This window comes from Rhizobium sp. P43 (assembly GCF_056730705.1).
Window position 1 is genome coordinate 1229246 of sequence record NZ_CM161539.1, and the last position, 16466, is coordinate 1245711.

Here is a 16466-nt window from a genome sequence, read left to right on the forward strand (position 1 = left end):
CAGGCGGGTGATTAGCTCAGTTGGTAGAGCAGCTGACTCTTAATCAGCGGGTCGTAGGTTCGAGCCCTACATCACCCACCAAATTCTCCGGAATATCAGATGTTTCTGATTAGCTTCTAATCCAAAGATTGAACAATAAATCGTGCGTTTGCTCGATGGCTTGCCGACTGTTTCAATCCACGGCTGTCATCTCTTCCGTATCGCACTGCTTCAAACGAGTACTGTTCGTTGGCTAAGGTTGTTCCCGCTCTCCTTGCGCCGAATCTCTTGATGTCCAGTCCGGTTTGTTTTCTTTTTGTTCCGCCAATTTGTCGATCAGGTTCGCTTTTTGTATCGGATTTTTGTGCCGATTTGAGCGTCTTGCCCTGTGGATAACTGTGGACAACCCATGTAGCCGGCTCAGCGTGTCGCGCTGAACCGGGCCTGGGGCAGGACATAGGGGATCGTTGCGCTTGGCAGGCGTCCGACGCTGCCGGTGATGCCGTAGACATGGGCAATCGTCTCGTCGTCGATCGTATCCTTGGGATGCCCCTCACGGATCAGTTTGCCGTGGTGCAGAACGGCCAGATGATCGGCAAATTCGGCAGCAAGGTTGAGATCGTGCAGGATGGCGAGGACGGCGCCGCCGCGTCGGGCGAAGTCGCGGGCGAGTTCCAGAACCGAGATCTGGTGGCCGATATCGAGACTTGCTGTCGGCTCGTCGAGGAAAATCGCGCGCGGGCGACCCTCCAGCACCGGATCCGGCATCTGTGCCAGCACACGCGCCAGCTGGACACGCTGTTGCTCGCCGCCGGACAGTGCGTTGTAGCTGCGCCCTTCAAAGCCTCCGAGACCGACGCGGGCCAGGGCCTGGCGTGCCGCAAAGTTGGGATCCCGGCTGCCATGGGCGACTGCGCCCATGCGCACCACTTCAAGCGTCGTGAACGGGAAGGAGAGGGCAGTGGACTGTGGCAGGACCGCCCGTTCGCGGGCGAGATCGAGGGGGCTGAGTGTCGCGATCCGCTGGTCGCGGTAAAGCACGTCGCCGGCATCGGCCCGCATCTCGCCGGAGAGTGTCTTCAGAAGAGTGGACTTGCCAGCGCCGTTCGGGCCGATGATCACGGTGACCTTGCCGGCCTCAAGATGCAGGCTGACCTTGTCGAGAAGGGTGCGCCCGCCGCGGCGGATGGTAATGTCTTGCGAACGGATCATCACAAGCCCTCCATGGCCTGGCGGCCCTGTCTGCCGAGCAGCAGCATCAGGAAGACGGGTGCGCCGAGGATTGCGGTGATGATGCCGATCGGCAGCTCTGCCGGCGCGGCGATCGTGCGGGCGACCGTGTCGGCGAGCAGTAGCAAGGCTGCTCCGCCGAGTGCCGAGGCAGGCAACAGGAAACGGTGCGACGGGCCGATTGCCAGCCTCAACAGATGCGGCACGACGATCCCGATGAAACCGATCGAGCCGGCTGCGGCCACGGTTGCGCCGCAGGCGGCGGCCACGGCGAGGATGGTCAGACGCTTCAGCCGCTGGACCGGCACGCCCATGTGGAATGCTGCGGCGTCACCCAGGATCAAGGCGTCAAGGCCGCGTGCGACGAAGGGGATGATGGCGAGCACGAAAAGCACGAAAGGCAGGATCGCCATGATCTTCGCCGTGGTCGCGCCGCTCAGCGAACCAAGGGACCAGAAGGTGATGTCGCGCAGCGCCCGATCGTCGGCGATGAAGATCAGGAGACCGGTGGCAGCCCCCGTCATCGCGGCAATCGCGATCCCGGAGAGGATCAGCGCCGTCGTCGATGTCTGGCCGTTTCGGGTCGCGATCACATAGAGAAGAAAGGTGTTTGCAAGGCCACCGAGGAAGGCCATCAGGGGCAGGAACTGCTCGCCGAACAGCGACTGAAGCGGAAAGAGCAGTGTCGGACCGAGAACGATGGCGATGACGGCAGCGAGCGCTGCGCCCGAGGTCACGCCGACGATGCCGGGATCGGCGAGCGGATTGCGGAACAGGCCCTGCATCATGGCGCCGGAGACACCGAGCGCGGCGCCGATCAAAAGGCCCATGCCGGTGCGCGGCAGGCGCACGGCCTCCAGGATGATCAGATTTTGCTGATCCATGCTCGCCTGATCGCCCGTCAGATAGGCGATCAGGTGCGGCAGGCCGACGCCCGTCGGGCCGACCACGATCGAAACGAAGACCGCAACCGCCAGGAGGACGGCCAGCAATACCAGAACGAGGAGACCGATCGCGGACCGGTCTCCGTCACGCCTGCCGAGGGTCGACATCAGGGCGAGCGTGTTCACGGTTACTGTCCTTCCGGATAGAGCATGCCGTGGAGGTCGCGGGCGGCGTCGGCCGCACGCGGTCCAAGCCCAAGCAGATAGAGCCCGTCCATCGTCAGGAAGGCCTTGTTGCGGCCTGCGGGCGTTGCGGCAAGGGCGGGAAGTGCGAAGGCCTGATCGGCCGTCAGGTGCTGGGCCCCGCCGCTCATGACAAGCACGACATCCGGCGCTGCAGCGATCACGGCTTCATCCGTCAAGGGCTTGTAGCCGGAGATGGTCGATACCGCATTTTCGCCACCGGCGAGGCGGATCATCGCGTCAGCCGAGCTCTGGCTCCCGGCGGCCATGACACGGCCATTGGCCAAGGACAAAGCGAAGAGAACCTTCTTCTTCGGTCCGGTTGCGGATTTCACCTTGTCTTCGACGGCCTTGAGGCTGGCCTCGACCGACTTTGCCAGTTCCTCTGCCTTTTCGGCGCGGCCGATGGCCTGGCCGACGGCGCGGATCTTGTCGGGGATTGCCGCTGTCTCGGGTGGCGACGGGATGCTGACGAAGGTCAGCCCGCTCGCTTTCAGGATATTGATCGAATCGACCGGGCCGGCGCCGGCTTCGGCGATGATGAGATCCGGTTTCTGCGATAGGACCCCTTCGGCGGAGATCTGCCGCACATAGCCGATATCTGGCTTGGATGTCGCTTCCGGCGGATAGAGGCTCGTCGTATCGACGGCGACGACCCTGTCACCCTCGCCGAGTGCATAGATGATCTCCGTGACGGTTCCGCCGATCGCCACGATGCGCTCGGCATCTTTCGCCGTTCCTGTTTCAGGCAGGAAGAGGGGCAGCGTGAGGGCAAGGGCAAGAGCAGGGAGCACCTGGCGGCGTGACGGGCGAATGGTCAACATGGATGTGTTCAAACCTATGATCCGGGCATCCGCAGGCGGGCGCGTATCCGCCTCCAGATCGCCAATTATGAGATTGTCATGTACGGGAAACTCCCGACAATTAACTTGACTGTGCTACACAAGTTTAAATAGGAAGGCAACAGAGCGTGGTCGTTCCAACGCGCCGGATTTCGCGGTAAACTCGCGAGCCGAGCGCATGCCCGACCGCGACGAACCGATCTTGCAAAGAGGGAAGCAGACCCATGTACATCGCCATGAACCGTTTTCGCGTCGTCCCGGGCTTCGAGGAAGCCTTCGAGAACCAGTGGAAGGCCCGTGAAGGCCGGCTCGCCGAGATGCCCGGTTACATCGAGTTCCACATGCTGAAGGGCCCCAAGGCCGAAGACCACACGCTCTACGCCTCGCACACCGTCTGGGAAACTCATGCCCATTTCGTCGCCTGGACGAAGTCGGAGCAGTTCCGCGCGGCCCATGCCCGCGCCGGTGAAAGCAAGGTGCAGTATCTCTCCGGCCCGCATTTCGAAGGCTTCGACGTCATCATCCACGAAGACCGCTCGGGCAAGCGCTCCGCGCCCGAAGCCGCGTGAGGTCGTGATGGACACGCTGACTCAAACCAGCAGTGAACGTCGCGAACGGGCACTCGCAGCGCTGGCCGAAAAGCCCGATGGCGTGATCGAGCAGATCGCTGCCAAGGCCGAGGTTACGCCGGCGGAGGTGCTCGCCATTCTTCCGGAAGGCGCTGCCGTGGTGGTGCCCTCCGAGAAATGGGAGCAGATCTGGAAGGACCTGACCTCCTGGGGCGAGATCCTGATGATCGTGCACACCGACGACATCGTACTCGAGGTCGAGGGCAGCCTGCCCGAAGGCAGCGAAGGCCATGGCTGGTTCAACATCCATGGCGACAGCCCGATCGGCGGTCATATCCGGAAGGAACGCTGCGTTTCGATCGCATTCGTCGATCGCGGTTTCCACGGCCGTCGCTCCTGTTCCGTCTGGTTCATGAATGCGGACGGCAAGGCCATGTTCAAGGTCTTCGTCCGTCGCGACAAGGAACGCAACCTGCTGGAAGGCCAGGTGGCGCGCTTCGAGGCGTTGCGCCAGAGCATCGTCTGACGTTGGAAACTCGAACCGCCGGTCGCTGTTGACCGGCGGTCACTTCCATTAAGCTGTTCTTTCTTTTGCCTTTAACCGCATCTATTGTCCTGCGGATTTCATCCACGCACTGGACTAGATTTTGATCCGATTCCGTTCGATTTCGTTCGCCGTCGCGCTTGGCCTTCTGGCGGGCTGCTCCTTCTTGCTGATTCAACAAGCGCCTGCCTTTGCACAGAGCTCGGATGCCCCACCGGCGGCGGTGGCCGCACCTGTGACGCCCGCGCCTGCCGAGGTAGCGCCGCAAGCGCCAGTCGAGGCAGCTCCGGCAGCTCCGCAACGCGACGAACAGATCGTTGCCGCCGAGCAGCGGATTGAAGAAGCTCGCGCCCGGCTTTCCAGCCTCCGCGATCAGGTGGAAAAGAACCTGCAGGAAGACGGAGTTCTTGCAGAGCTGAAGGTCAAGGCGGATGCTCTGGTACGGGAAGCGCTGGCCTTCACGGTTGATCTTCGCCCGCGTATCGATGCCATTCAGACGCGACTGACGGAACTCGGTGAGCCGCCCGCGGAGGGGCAGCCGGCCGAAAGCGCCAGCGTGACTGACGAGCGCGTGCGACTGAATGCAGCCCGTGCCGAAGTCAATGCGCTGACCGGCCAGGCCGAGGATCTGTCGATTGACGCAAAGGGTCTCTCTGACCGGATCTCGAACATTCGCCGTGCGCTGTTCACAAGCCGATTGTTCGAGCACACCGATATCAATGGTGGCGTCGTTGACGAGGCGCTGCAGTCGTTTTCGGCGGATGCAGAGCGTGTTCAGCGCAGTATCACAAGCTGGCTGACCTTCGTCATCAAGTTCAAAGCAGTGCCACTGACCTTCGCCGTGCTTCTCTCCATGGCGTTGGCCTCGCTGATCCTGTTTGTCGAGTATCGCCTATTCGGCAGGATCAACCGGCGTGATCCCACAATCGAGGACCCGTCCTATCTCAGCCGCTTCTCAGTGGCCTTCTTCTCGACGATCCTGCCGTCGCTGGCGCTGAGCTTTTTCCTGGCCTCGACCTACTTCCTTCTTGATACGTTCAACGTGCTGAGATCGGACATTTCGCCGATCATTGCCTCGGTCTTTGCGCTGATCGGTCTGGTCTTCTTTGTAACGGCGATTTCGCGCGCGGTCCTTGCACCGGCCGCACCGAACTGGCGCCTGGTCGGGCTGTCCAACAAGGGTGCGCGTGATCTCAGCATCGCCATCTTCCTGATGGCCCTGGTGAACGGGCTCGACTATGTGGTGTCCGTTATCAACGAGACCTACAGCTCGCCTGTCGTCCTGACCGTCATGAAGAGCTTCGCCTCGTCGGTCGTCGTCGGACTGCTGCTGTTCTTCGTCTCCTTCCTCAGGCCAGTCATCACCGAGAGCGGTGATCCTGCGGCGCGGGGCAGTCCGTGGCCGCGTGCCGTCTCCATCACCCTGCGGATCGTCGGGGCGGTGCTCATCCTCGCTGCGGCGATCGGCTATGTCGGCCTTGCGCGGTTCCTCGCGACCCAGATTGTGCTCACCGGCGCGGTTCTGGCGACCATGTATATTGGTATCCTTTCGGGCAAGGCGATCTCGGCTCCCAACCAGTTCGGCGAGACCCGTGTCGGCCAGTTCATCGCCCGGCGCTTCCGGCTCTCGGCCGTGGGGCTGGACCAGAGCGGTATTGCCGCTGGCCTCTTCATCTACGCCTTCGCACTGGCCACCGGCATTCCGCTAATCCTGATGTCCTGGGGTTTCCAACCTCGCGATCTGCAGCTCTGGCTGTTCAATCTCTTTACCGAAATCAATATCGGTACGATCCGCATTTCGATCTTCGGCATCCTGGGCGGCGTTCTGTTGTTTGCCGCCGGTGTCATGGTCACCCGGTGGTTCCAAAGGTGGCTCGACGGCAATGTCATGGCGCGCAGCCATGTCGATGGTGGGGTGCGCAATTCGGTCAAGACCGGTATCGGTTATCTCGGAACCGGTGTCGCTGCCATCATCGGCATCTCCGCTGCCGGCATCGACCTGTCGAGCCTCGCGCTGGTGGCCGGTGCCCTTTCCCTCGGCATCGGTTTCGGTCTGCAGAACATCGTCTCCAACTTCGTTTCCGGATTGATCCTTCTGGTGGAGCGCCCGTTCAAGGTCGGCGACCATGTTATCACTGGTGCCAATGAAGGGATCGTCAAGCGCATTTCGGTGCGCGCCACCGAGATCGAGACCTTCCGGCGCCAGTCGATCATCGTGCCGAATTCGGAGCTGATCAATTCGCCGCTCGGCAACTGGACCCACCGCAACAAGGTGCAGCGCTCGGAAGTGCCGGTCAGTGTCGCCTATGACACCGATCCGCAGGAGGTCATCGATCTGCTGCTGGAGGTGGTCAACGAACGGTCTGACGTGTTGCGCAATCCCGAACCCCATGTCGAATTCCTGCGGTTCGGCGCATCCTCGCTGGACTTCGAACTCCGTTTCCATCTGGCCGACATGGGCGAGGGGCTCCATGTGCGCAACGAGGTGCGGATGGAGATCCTGCGTCGTTTCCGCGCCCGCGGAATCGTCATGCCCTATCCGCATCAGGACGTCATGCTGCATATCCAGGAGCATGATCGCCAGGCGCTCGTACGGCGCAAGACGCGTGAGGCACAGCCCCTCCCTGAGACGGTTAAGGAATTGTCACCGGAGCCGGATGATGACAAACTCCTGCCATGAACGCCGCATTCAGCCGCCATTCAGGCGAAATGCGGCATAGAGGGGGCAGAAGCGATCGGGAGTGTGCCGAGCGCGTTTGAAAGGGACGGAGCTTTGGCTCCGCTATCGGCATGAAGCAGGTCTATGCGCAGCTGGTTGTGGTGGTGGGTAGCATCTTGGTGGCAGGGCCAGGGCTTGCTGCCTCCATCTTGAACACCGGCTCTTCTGCCGTCACGCTCGTGGTCGTCGAGGACGGAAACCGCACGGAGGTTTCGGTCGATGCTGGCGGCTCGGATACGATCTGCGCATCGGGGTGCTTTCTCACGCTGCCCAATGGAGACCGCATTGGACTGACTGGCGGTGAAACCGTTGAAATCAAGGATGGTGTCGCCACCATCAAGTGAGCGAGCCAAAACCATCTCCTTATTCTGATATTGCGGATTGTTTAACTATAAGGTTGCGAGCAGCATACCTTCGTCCTTCAGTTAACGGTTCTGCAAACGCCAGTTGATATGTGTATTGCTAACGAACAAGACACACATAAAGGCGAGCCATGGCTGTTCTCGGCGTTTCTGGAATGCAGTATTCGGGGGAAACCTTTCCGGACGTCCGGATCATTCTCGGCGAGGACTCCAATGTCTTCACCCAGATGATCAGTCAGCGACTTAACGAGCTTATGGGCGTCGATGTCGAGATCTGCCGGACCTTCGAAGATATGCAGATGGCCAATGAGCTGTCGCAAGAGCCGGTCAAGCTCGCAATCTCGAACATCAACCTGCCGGGCGCCGAGAATGGCGAAGCGCTGGAATATCTGATCGACTGCAACATCCCGACCATTGTCTTCACGGGCACCTTCCAGGACGAGATGCGTGAGAAGCTGCTGTCGAAGGACATCGTCGACTACATCCTCAAGGATAATGTTTTTGCCGTCGAGATGCTGGCGGAATCGGTCTACCGCTTCCTGACCAACCATCGTCATCACGTCCTGATCGTCGATGACAGCCCGACGGCGCGTGCGCTTCTGTCGAGCCGCCTGCGTCGCTATAATTTCCGCGTCAGCCTGGCTGAAAGCGGTGCCAAGGCGATCGAGATCCTGAAGGCGAACGCGGATATCGGTCTTGTCGTCACAGACTACAACATGCCCGATATCGACGGCTTCGAATTGACCCGCCGCATTCGCTCGGTCCGTGGTTCGCATGAGCTGAGAATCATCGGCGTCTCGTCCTCGACCAACCGCCTGCTTTCAGCCCGCTTCCTCAAGGTCGGCGGCAATGACTTCATGCTGCGCCCCTTCATCGATGAAGAGTTTTATTGCCGCGTGAACCAGAACCTCGACACCCTGGTTCAGATAAAGGCGGCACAGGCTCGCAAGAAGTAATCGGCCCGAAATCCCACGGTCTACGCGCCCTGCCCATCGGTAGGGCGTTTCCGTTTCTCCCTCGTAGATCGGGGCTGGGCAGGTTTCGGCAGCAGCCATATTGCGCCGAGTACGCGTTTAAATCTTCCGATGACCTGCTTATGGATTTGTCTTCTCTGGTCCTGATGGAAGTGTTTGCCTATATAGGCGTCACCTCCCGCAGCCGAGAAGTGTCCTCATGGCTCCCATTATCTCCATCAAATCCCTGTCGAAGACCTATGCCAACGGCTTCAAGGCGCTCGACACCGTCAGCTTCGACATCGAGGAGGGCGAGATCCTCGCATTGCTCGGCCCGAACGGAGCCGGCAAGACCACGCTCATTTCGATCATCTGCGGCATGACCAACCCCAGTGGCGGGCAGGTCACCGTCTCGGGGCATGATGTGGTCAAGGATTTTCGCCGGACCCGTGCGGAGATCGGGCTCGTGCCGCAGGAACTGACGACCGACATGTTCGAGACGGTCTTCAACACCGTCAGCTTTTCCCGCGGTCTGCACGGCAAGAGCCCCGATCCGGCCTATATCGAGCAGGTGCTGAAGGATCTCAGCCTTTACGAGAAGCGCAACAATGCCTTGCGGGAACTGTCTGGTGGCATGAAGCGCCGGGTGCTGATCGCCAAGGCCCTGTCGCACGAGCCGCGCATTCTGTTTCTCGACGAGCCCACGGCCGGCGTGGATGTCGCGCTTCGCAAGGACATGTGGCAATTGGTGGAGCGTCTGAGAAAGACCGGCGTGACGATCATCCTGACCACGCATTACATCGAAGAGGCGCAGGAAATCGCCGATCGTGTCGGTGTCATCAATCGCGGCAAGCTGCTTCTGGTCGAGGAGAAGACAGCACTGATGCGCAAGCTCGGTCGCAAGCAGCTGACGATCACGCTCACGGCGCCAATTCAGGCGGTTCCCGAAAGTCTTGCCGGCTATGCAATGACGCTTGCAGAGGGCGGCCGCGAACTCGTCTACGACTATGAACTGGGAAGCGAAGACGGCGAGATTGCCCGGCTGCTGCTGGCGATCGACGCTGCGGGTTTGACGTTTGGCGATGTTTCCACGCGCCAGACCTCGCTCGAAGACATCTTTGTTTCGCTGATCGGAGAGGCCGCATGAATATCGAGGCGATCAAATCCATCTATGTCTACGAGATGGCGCGCACCCGCCGCACTCTGTTGCAAAGCGTCATTTCGCCCGTCCTGTCCACGGCGCTCTACTTCATCGTTTTCGGCGCGGCCGTCGGCTCGCGCATGGAAGAGATCGGCGGGGTGTCCTATGGGGCGTTCATCACGCCGGGCCTGATCATGCTGGCGCTGATCACCCAATGCATCTCGAACGGTTCGGCGGGGATCTACTTTCCGAAGTTCACCGGGACGATCTACGAGATCCTGTCCGCGCCGATTGCCATGACCGAGATCCTGATCGGCTATGTCGGGGCTGCCGCCACCAAGGGCATGATGATCGGGCTTATCATTCTCGCGACGGCAATGTTCTTCGTCGACTTGCACATCGTGCACCCGATGCTGATGCTGTTCTTCATGGTGCTGACCTCGATCACCTTCAGCCTGGCCGGTTTCATCATCGGCATTCTGGCGAAGAATTTCGAACAGCTCAGCCTCGTGCCGTCCCTGGTCGTGCCGCCCCTGACCTTTCTCGGCGGGACCTTCTACTCGATCGACATGCTGCCGCCCTTCTGGCAGGCGGTCAGCCATCTGAACCCGGTGCTCTATCTGGTTTCCGGTTTCCGCTGGAGCTTCTTCGAGGTTTCGGATGTGCACCCGCTGATCAGCCTCGCCATGATCGGGATCTTCCTCGGTGGCTGCCTGGGCTTCCTCGCCTGGATCTTCAGGACGGGTTACAAGCTGAGGCCCTGAGCCCGGTCGTTCAGTCGCGCAGCCGCAGCTCGTCGGTCTGCATCTGCATCGAGCTCAAGGTCGACAGGAAACTCATGCCCAGCAGGCTCTGGTCGAGGCGGCCCTCTTCCAGAACCACGGCATCGACATCGTAGCGGACGATCGGCCCAAGCCTGATTTCCGGAATGCGCAGCGGCGCGGCCGATCCCCGTCCATTGGCCGTCAGCACGGTGCGGGTGAAGCTGAGCTCGCCCGGATCTATGCCGATGCGCATGGCGTCCTCGTAGCGAAGAGCGACCGAGCTTGCGCCGGTGTCGATGAGGACCGGGACGAAGACAGGACCGATGCCGACTTCGGTTTCGAAATGGCCGCCCAGAACCTTGTGCAGCACCACCTCGGCACGACCGTCGGCGGTCGAGACGGTCACCGCGCGTCCCGGCATCAATCCGGCAAGCACCCGTTCGCCGACACTGCGGAAATCGTTGCGGTAGAGATAGGCCGTCACGAGAGCAAGGGCGATCAGTACCCAGATCGCCATCTGGCGCATGCTCTGTCCGAACTGTCGGCGGCCGAGCACGATGCCGGCGGATATCATCAGCAGGATTGGTAGTGTCACCACAAGCTGGCCGAAATCGTCATTGTCGATGCCGAAGCTCTGACCGCTGTCATGGTTGATGATCAGGACGACAAGCCCGATACCGAGAATGGCAAGGCCAATGATGAAGCGCATCAGCCGCCCTCGCGTTCACGGACCATGCGTGTCCGGCGCGTTTCCCGGCGCGGTCTGCGCTCGACATTTTCCAGGCGGGCAGGGAGTTCGGCCATGATCGTGCGACGCTCCAGGCTCGTGTAACTGGTCCAGAGACCAATCTCTTCGCGTGTGCGGCCGCAGCCGAAGCAGTAGCCGGTCTTGTCATCGATCGAACAGACGAGAATGCAGGGAGATTCCATCACGAGCCCTTTGGTTTCGCTCCTATATCGGGTTCCTAAACTATGATGGCAAGAGCCAGCAGGAAGGCGCTCTCGCAGAGTTGTTGGCTGGCGCCGATCGTGTCCCCCGTATGTCCGTCGAGCCGGTTTCTGACATGGCGGGTAAAGAGTGAAACGGTGGCGAGGGCCAGCAGAGCTGCCGGGAACCAGGCGTGAAAGGGCAGGGCGATCAGGCAGAGCGCTGCCGTCAGCACGGCGCCGAGTGCAAGGCCGGTGCGCGTGGCGTCTGCATCCGGTGTGCCTGCAGCTGCCGCAACGCCGTCGGTCCGCGCCGAGGGCAGGGACGACCAGTGCCATACCAGCAAGGTACGGCTCAAGACTGCGGTTGCGATGACAGCCAATGTGGCAGACGGCGCCGGCAGGGCGGCGATCAGAATGGTGAGCGAGGCCACGCGAAATCCGACCGAGAGGATCAGGGCCAATGCGCCATAGGTGCCGATGCGGCTGTCCTTCATGATCGCGAGTGCCTTCTCGCGGCTGCGACCGCCGCCCAGGCCGTCGGCGGTATCCGAAAGACCATCTTCGTGCAGGGCGCCGGTCAGCAAGACCTGCAGGGCAATGGCAATCAGCGCGACCAGGACCGGTTCTACTCTTGCCGCAGACAGGAGACCGAGGAGAACCGCCACCGGCAAGGCGATCACCAGGCCGGCAAGGGGAAAGGCGGCCACCGTGCGCCTCAGGCTGCCGTCATGACCTGTAAAGAAGCGATCGGGCACCGGCAGGCGGCTCAGGAAGGAAATGGCACGCGCCGTTTCCGTGATGAGGTTGTCTAAGACCTGCATGGGTCCTTTCCGTTTCGTTCTCGACCACCTGCGTCGCTTTTTTAAGTTGAGCGGCACGGGTCCGGTCATTATGAGAGAGGCCACAAAGCCTGATTTGCTGGAAGAATACAAGGAAGCCCGATCCATGAGCGTTACCGGCCTGCCATTCGATGACTTTCGCGCCCTGTTGCGCGACCTGCCGGGCCCCCATACGGCGGCGCTGGTGGCGGCACGGGAACGCGACAAGCAGCTGACCAAGCCGCCGGGCGCGCTTGGGCGGCTCGAAGAGATCGCGATGTGGCTTGCTGCCTGGAGTGGACGGGCACCGGCCGTCAACCGGCCGCTGGTCGCGATTTTCGCTGGCAATCATGGTGTCACCAAGCACGGGATCACCCCGTTTCCGTCTTCGGTGACCCAGCAGATGGTGGAAAACTTCGCCGCCGGTGGCGCCGCGATCAACCAGATCTGCGTGACCCATGACCTCGGCCTCAAGATCTTCGATCTTGCGCTCGATTACCCGACGGGCGACATCACCTGCGAGGCTGCCCTTTCCGAGCGCGATTGTGCGGCCACCATGGCGTTTGGCATGGAGGCGATTGCCGGCGGCACCGATCTGCTTTGCATCGGCGAGATGGGGATCGGCAACACGACGATTGCTGCCGCCATCAATCTGGCCCTTTATGGCGGTGAAGCGGAAGACTGGGTTGGGCCCGGCACGGGTTCTGAGGGAGATGTCCTCGCCCGCAAGGTCGCAGCCGTGAAGCAGGCGGTCGCCTTCCATCGCGAGCATCTGTCCGATCCGCTGGAAGTGCTTCGCCGCCTCGGCGGTCGTGAAATCGCCGCGATGGCCGGCGCCATCCTGGCTGCCCGAATGGAAAAGATCCCTGTGTTGATCGATGGCTATGTCGCGACGGCGGCTGCTTCCATCCTGAAGGCTGCCAATCCCTCGGCGCTCGACCATTGCCTGATCGGCCATGTCTCGGGCGAGCCGGGGCATCTCAGGGCGATCGAGCGGCTGGGCAAAACGCCGTTGCTTGCGCTCGGCATGCGTCTCGGTGAAGGTACCGGTGCCGCACTTGCTGCCGGGATCGTCAAGGCGGCCGCTGCCTGCCATTCAGGCATGGCGACCTTCGAACAGGCTGGGGTATCCAACAAGTCCCATGGCTGATCGCAAGAAGAAGAACGGCGGTAGCGAACCGCTCGCATCGACCGTGATCCAGAAGAAAACCGGTATCGCACATCTGTTTGCGGCCACCCAGTATTCGGCACAGGGTTTCAAACGGCTGATCCAGGAAGCGGCATTCCGGCACGAGCTTCTCGCCTTCGCGGCCGGACTTGTCATTTTCGGTCTGGTCGGGGCGAGCCTTGTCGAATTCCTCGCCTTCATCGTGCTGATGATGTTGATGTTCTGTGTGGAGGCGCTGAACACGGCGATCGAGGAACTGGTCGACCGCATTTCGCCGGAGATTTCGACGGTTGGGCGCAATGCCAAGGATCTTGGATCCTTCGCCGTCTTCTGCCTGATCGTCGCCAATGGCGCTTTTGCGGCCTATGTGGTGCTCAGCCGGCTGTTCTTCGCCTGATCAGGCGAATTGGCGGCGGCGCGGTTCCACCGCCTTGACTTCTGAAACAGCCGGCAGGCTCTCGAGCACGCGGCTCGATGGCAGGATGGCGATGACCTCAGTGCCTTCGCGCAGCTTGGATTTGAGCTTGAACTCGCCACCATGCTTGGCAAGGATCGCCTGGACGATCGGCAGGCCAAGGCCCGTGCCCTGTTCGGCACTCTTGATCGCGATAGAGCCCTGACCGAAGGCGGAGAGCACGACAGGGATTTCGTTTTCCGGAATGCCTGGGCCGTTGTCGCGGATCGAGATGTATTGACCGCCGCCGGCCGTCCAGCCGGCCTTGACCATGATCTCGCCGCCCTGGGGCGTGAATTTCACGGCATTCGACAGTAGATTGAGGATCACCTGGCGCAGCGCCTTCTCGTCAGCCCAGAGTGATGGCAGATCCCGCTCGAACTGCTGTTCGATCCGGATACTCTTCGATTTGGCGCGCAGCTGGATCATGCCGATGCAGTCCTCGGCGATCTCCAGCAGGGAGACGCTTTCCTCGCTCAGCTCGTATTTGCCGGCTTCGATACGTGAGAGATCCAGGATCTCGTTGATCAGTTCCAGCAGGTGGCTTCCCGATCGGTGAATGTCGCCCGCATATTCCTTGTAGAGCGGGTTGTTGAGCGGTCCGAGCACTTCCGTCGCCATGACTTCGGAGAAGCCGAGGATGGCGTTGAGCGGTGTGCGCAGTTCATGCGACATGGAGGCCAGGAAGCGTGACTTGGCCATGTTGGCCTCTTCCGCGCGTCGTCTTGCCTCGTCCGACAACGATTTCGCCACTTCGAGCTCGGCGATCAGATCGTCCTTTTCCGTCTGGAAGGACAGGAGCTTGACATTGGCCTGGTGCAGCCGGCTCGTGATGTAGATGAAGAAGATCAGGGCGGTGCTGAAGACGGCGGTCAGGCCGAGATCAAGAACGTTGCGGCTGCCGATCGACAGATAGGTGAGTGCCACGACGACCGGCAGGAAGCCGAAGAGGACGGCCTGACGCAGGAGCATGCTCGCCATGGCCGTGACCGAAAGCGCGACGAGCAGAACTGCACCCTTGTAGAAGCTGAAAGCCGTCGGATCGCATTTTGTGCAATCCTGCAGAGCAAAGATGGCCCAGGACAAGCCCATGGCCACCTGCGCCAGAAGCAGAATCTGGCGCCATCTGTTCTGATTTTCAGCCGTGATTTCAGTTTTCGATGCACGCTTGACGATGACGATGCCGATAGCATGCATGGTTAGCGCGAACAGGCCCCAAGCGAGGAAATGGGGTTGGGACGTGAAATAAGCACCGGATGCGGCGATCAAAAGAATGATGATCGGAATCACGGCTGCGCCCTGAAGGCAGGCGGTGACATGCATCGCAAGGATTTCGGCGTCAAAGGCAGGCGAGGTGCCTTGACCTGTCTGCAGACGCTCGCGCGTAGTGCGGACAGCGCGGGTCGCAGCCCTGTTGCGATGATTCCGCGTCAGGTCGAGAACGTTTTTGTCCGCCGATGTATCTACGCCGTTACTCATTGCGTTGCAGTCTTCCGCGCCTTGGGGAACCCTAGCGGCGAATTCTTAAGAAGATCCTGTCGTGGAAGGATTTGTTTGCCATGTGTGACAAGGATCTGTTGTCAAAATGGGTGGGAATGTGACGAGGCGGCGAAACCGGCTGCGCGATGTGGTGCTCGGGCTGGCCATCCTGGCGCTGGCGCTGCTGATCATTGCCAAACTGGAGAATGAACAGGCGCTGAGGTTTTCAGGACCGTTCTTTGCAATCGATGGCGATACGCTCGGTTCCGATGGAGAGCGGCTCAGGATCGAGAGGATTGATGCCCCCGAAATGGCGCAGATCTGCGAAGGGGTGGATGGAGTATCCTATTCCTGCGGTGAGGCGGCTCGTCAGGCCCTGAGATTGCTTGTCTCCGAGAAGGGCTGGGAATGCAGCGGGACGCGCCGCGATCGATATGATCGCCTGCTCGTCGTGTGCAAGCGTGGCCGGGAGGATCTCGGGGAAATGCTCGTCGCTTCCGGAGCCGTTGTGGCAGACGGAGGTTATCTCGCTGTCGAGGCCAGTGCGCGCAAGGCAGGCAAGGGGATCTGGAGCGGGCGTTTCGAGCGACCTTCGGACTGGCGACGGCAACAGCAGATCGAAGAAGCGGAACCAGCCGGTTGGTTCGGTGCGTTTCTGCCGCAATGGCTTAAACCTTGGCAGAAGGACTGAAAGACAGAATGGTCGCCGATTTCTCTATTCCGCCGGACATGCCACCGGCGATGCCGCGCGGAGACCTGCCGCCGACGATCGAAGCCTTGTCTCAAGCGATCGCCCGCTGTCGGATCTGTCGGGACTGTCCGGCCGGTGGCCCTGAACGGCGCATGCCGCACGAGCCAAGACCTGTGGCCTGGCTCTCTGCGACCGCGCGTGTTCTTGTTGCGGGACAGGCGCCGGGGCTTCGGGTGCATGAGACGGGCATCCCATTCAACGATGCGTCCGGCGACCGATTGCGCCAATGGCTCGGTGTGGATCGCGAGACCTTTTATGATCGCTCCCGGATCGCCATCGCGCCCATGGGATTCTGCTTCCCAGGCTATGATGAACACGGCCATGACTTGCCGCCGCGCCGGGAATGCGCGCCACACTGGCGGCAATCGGTCATGGACGCCATGCCGCAGGTCGAGCTGATCCTGGCGATCGGTCAGTATGCGCAGGCCTGGCATCTCGGTCGGGTGCGGCGGAAGACGATGACGGAGACCGTGGCGAATTGGCGGGAGTTTCTCCTGGCCAATCGCGAGGGTCCGCGGGTGTTGCCGCTTCCCCATCCGAGCTGGCGCAACACCGGCTGGCTCAAGCGTCATCCCTGGTTCGAAGCCGAGGTGCTTCCAGTACTAAAGCGTGAGGTTTCCTTGTTGATAGTTTGAA

General features: G+C 61.1%; 18 protein-coding genes and 1 tRNA gene. 12 read left to right on the top strand and 7 right to left on the bottom strand.

Going from position 1 to position 16466, the window contains the following annotated elements; genetic code table 11:
* Positions 1–5: 5 nt before the first annotated feature.
* Positions 6–81 (top strand) — tRNA-Lys (locus tag AC1PUL_RS06095).
* 318 nt (positions 82–399) lie between these two features.
* On the opposite strand, the gene AC1PUL_RS06100 is transcribed toward AC1PUL_RS06095, so the two are convergent.
* From AC1PUL_RS06100 to AC1PUL_RS06110, 3 genes are read right to left on the bottom strand one after another with little or no spacing between them, the layout of a single operon-like run.
* Positions 400–1191: a heme ABC transporter ATP-binding protein gene (locus AC1PUL_RS06100; protein ID WP_480467227.1), complete on the bottom strand. Its 792-nt coding sequence runs from the start codon at positions 1189–1191 to the stop codon at positions 400–402.
* The gene (locus AC1PUL_RS06105) at positions 1191–2261 is read right to left on the bottom strand and encodes a FecCD family ABC transporter permease (RefSeq protein ID WP_210314799.1); all 1071 of its coding nucleotides are present in this window, start codon (positions 2259–2261) and stop codon (positions 1191–1193) included. The genes AC1PUL_RS06100 and AC1PUL_RS06105 overlap by 1 nt, the downstream gene beginning before the upstream one ends.
* Positions 2262–2281: 20 nt before the next feature.
* Complete coding sequence (locus tag AC1PUL_RS06110; protein ID WP_480467228.1) at positions 2282–3160, bottom strand: heme/hemin ABC transporter substrate-binding protein; 879 nt, start codon at positions 3158–3160, stop codon at positions 2282–2284.
* Between the two features lie 242 nt (positions 3161–3402).
* On the opposite strand from AC1PUL_RS06110, the gene hmuQ reads away from it, so the two are divergent.
* From hmuQ to AC1PUL_RS06145, 7 genes are all read left to right on the top strand, one after another.
* Entirely contained in the window at positions 3403–3747 is a 345-nt protein-coding gene (gene hmuQ, locus AC1PUL_RS06115; protein WP_298468133.1) for a heme-degrading protein HmuQ, read from the top strand.
* Positions 3748–3754: 7 nt separating this feature from the next.
* Positions 3755–4273 carry a heme utilization cystosolic carrier protein HutX gene (gene hutX, locus AC1PUL_RS06120; RefSeq protein WP_480467230.1) on the top strand — a complete coding sequence of 173 codons (519 nt, stop codon included), beginning with the start codon at positions 3755–3757 and terminating at the stop codon, positions 4271–4273.
* A gap of 121 nt (positions 4274–4394) precedes the next feature.
* Positions 4395–6971: a DUF3772 domain-containing protein gene (locus tag AC1PUL_RS06125; RefSeq protein ID WP_480467232.1), complete on the top strand. Its 2577-nt coding sequence runs from the start codon at positions 4395–4397 to the stop codon at positions 6969–6971.
* Positions 6972–7081: 110 nt separating this feature from the next.
* The gene (locus AC1PUL_RS06130) at positions 7082–7354 is read left to right on the top strand and encodes a hypothetical protein (RefSeq protein ID WP_480467234.1); all 273 of its coding nucleotides are present in this window, start codon (positions 7082–7084) and stop codon (positions 7352–7354) included.
* 149 nt (positions 7355–7503) lie between these two features.
* Positions 7504–8328 carry a response regulator gene (locus AC1PUL_RS06135; RefSeq protein ID WP_480467236.1) on the top strand — a complete coding sequence of 275 codons (825 nt, stop codon included), beginning with the start codon at positions 7504–7506 and terminating at the stop codon, positions 8326–8328.
* A 217-nt stretch (positions 8329–8545) separates the two neighbouring features.
* Positions 8546–9472, top strand: coding sequence for an ABC transporter ATP-binding protein (locus AC1PUL_RS06140; RefSeq protein WP_480467238.1), 927 nt, complete (start codon positions 8546–8548; stop codon positions 9470–9472).
* Positions 9469–10230: an ABC transporter permease gene (locus AC1PUL_RS06145; protein ID WP_480467240.1), complete on the top strand. Its 762-nt coding sequence runs from the start codon at positions 9469–9471 to the stop codon at positions 10228–10230. The genes AC1PUL_RS06140 and AC1PUL_RS06145 overlap by 4 nt, the downstream gene beginning before the upstream one ends.
* Before the next feature lie 10 nt (positions 10231–10240).
* Here the strand turns inward: AC1PUL_RS06145 and AC1PUL_RS06150 are convergent, their stop codons facing one another.
* From AC1PUL_RS06150 to cobS, 3 genes are read right to left on the bottom strand one after another with little or no spacing between them, the layout of a single operon-like run.
* Complete coding sequence (locus AC1PUL_RS06150; protein ID WP_480468508.1) at positions 10241–10942, bottom strand: TIGR02281 family clan AA aspartic protease; 702 nt, start codon at positions 10940–10942, stop codon at positions 10241–10243.
* Positions 10939–11160, bottom strand: coding sequence for a DUF1289 domain-containing protein (locus tag AC1PUL_RS06155; protein WP_298468114.1), 222 nt, complete (start codon positions 11158–11160; stop codon positions 10939–10941). Before AC1PUL_RS06155 ends, AC1PUL_RS06150 begins: the two co-directional genes overlap by 4 nt.
* 35 nt (positions 11161–11195) lie before the next feature.
* Positions 11196–11981 (bottom strand): adenosylcobinamide-GDP ribazoletransferase, encoded by a 786-nt coding sequence (gene cobS / locus AC1PUL_RS06160; protein WP_480467242.1) that lies wholly within the window; start codon positions 11979–11981, stop codon positions 11196–11198.
* A 124-nt stretch (positions 11982–12105) separates the two neighbouring features.
* On the opposite strand from cobS, the gene cobT reads away from it, so the two are divergent.
* Positions 12106–13128 (top strand): nicotinate-nucleotide--dimethylbenzimidazole phosphoribosyltransferase, encoded by a 1023-nt coding sequence (gene cobT, locus AC1PUL_RS06165; protein ID WP_480467244.1) that lies wholly within the window; start codon positions 12106–12108, stop codon positions 13126–13128.
* Positions 13121–13543: a diacylglycerol kinase gene (locus AC1PUL_RS06170; protein WP_480467246.1), complete on the top strand. Its 423-nt coding sequence runs from the start codon at positions 13121–13123 to the stop codon at positions 13541–13543. The genes cobT and AC1PUL_RS06170 overlap by 8 nt, the downstream gene beginning before the upstream one ends.
* Here the strand turns inward: AC1PUL_RS06170 and AC1PUL_RS06175 are convergent, their stop codons facing one another.
* On the bottom strand, positions 13544–15079 hold the full coding sequence (locus tag AC1PUL_RS06175; protein WP_480467248.1) for a sensor histidine kinase: 1536 nt from the start codon (positions 15077–15079) through the stop codon (positions 13544–13546).
* Between the two features lie 118 nt (positions 15080–15197).
* On the opposite strand from AC1PUL_RS06175, the gene AC1PUL_RS06180 reads away from it, so the two are divergent.
* Positions 15198–15770, top strand: coding sequence for a thermonuclease family protein (locus AC1PUL_RS06180; protein ID WP_480467250.1), 573 nt, complete (start codon positions 15198–15200; stop codon positions 15768–15770).
* A gap of 50 nt (positions 15771–15820) precedes the next feature.
* Positions 15821–16465 carry a uracil-DNA glycosylase family protein gene (locus AC1PUL_RS06185; protein ID WP_480468510.1) on the top strand — a complete coding sequence of 215 codons (645 nt, stop codon included), beginning with the start codon at positions 15821–15823 and terminating at the stop codon, positions 16463–16465.
* Position 16466 lies beyond the last annotated feature (1 nt).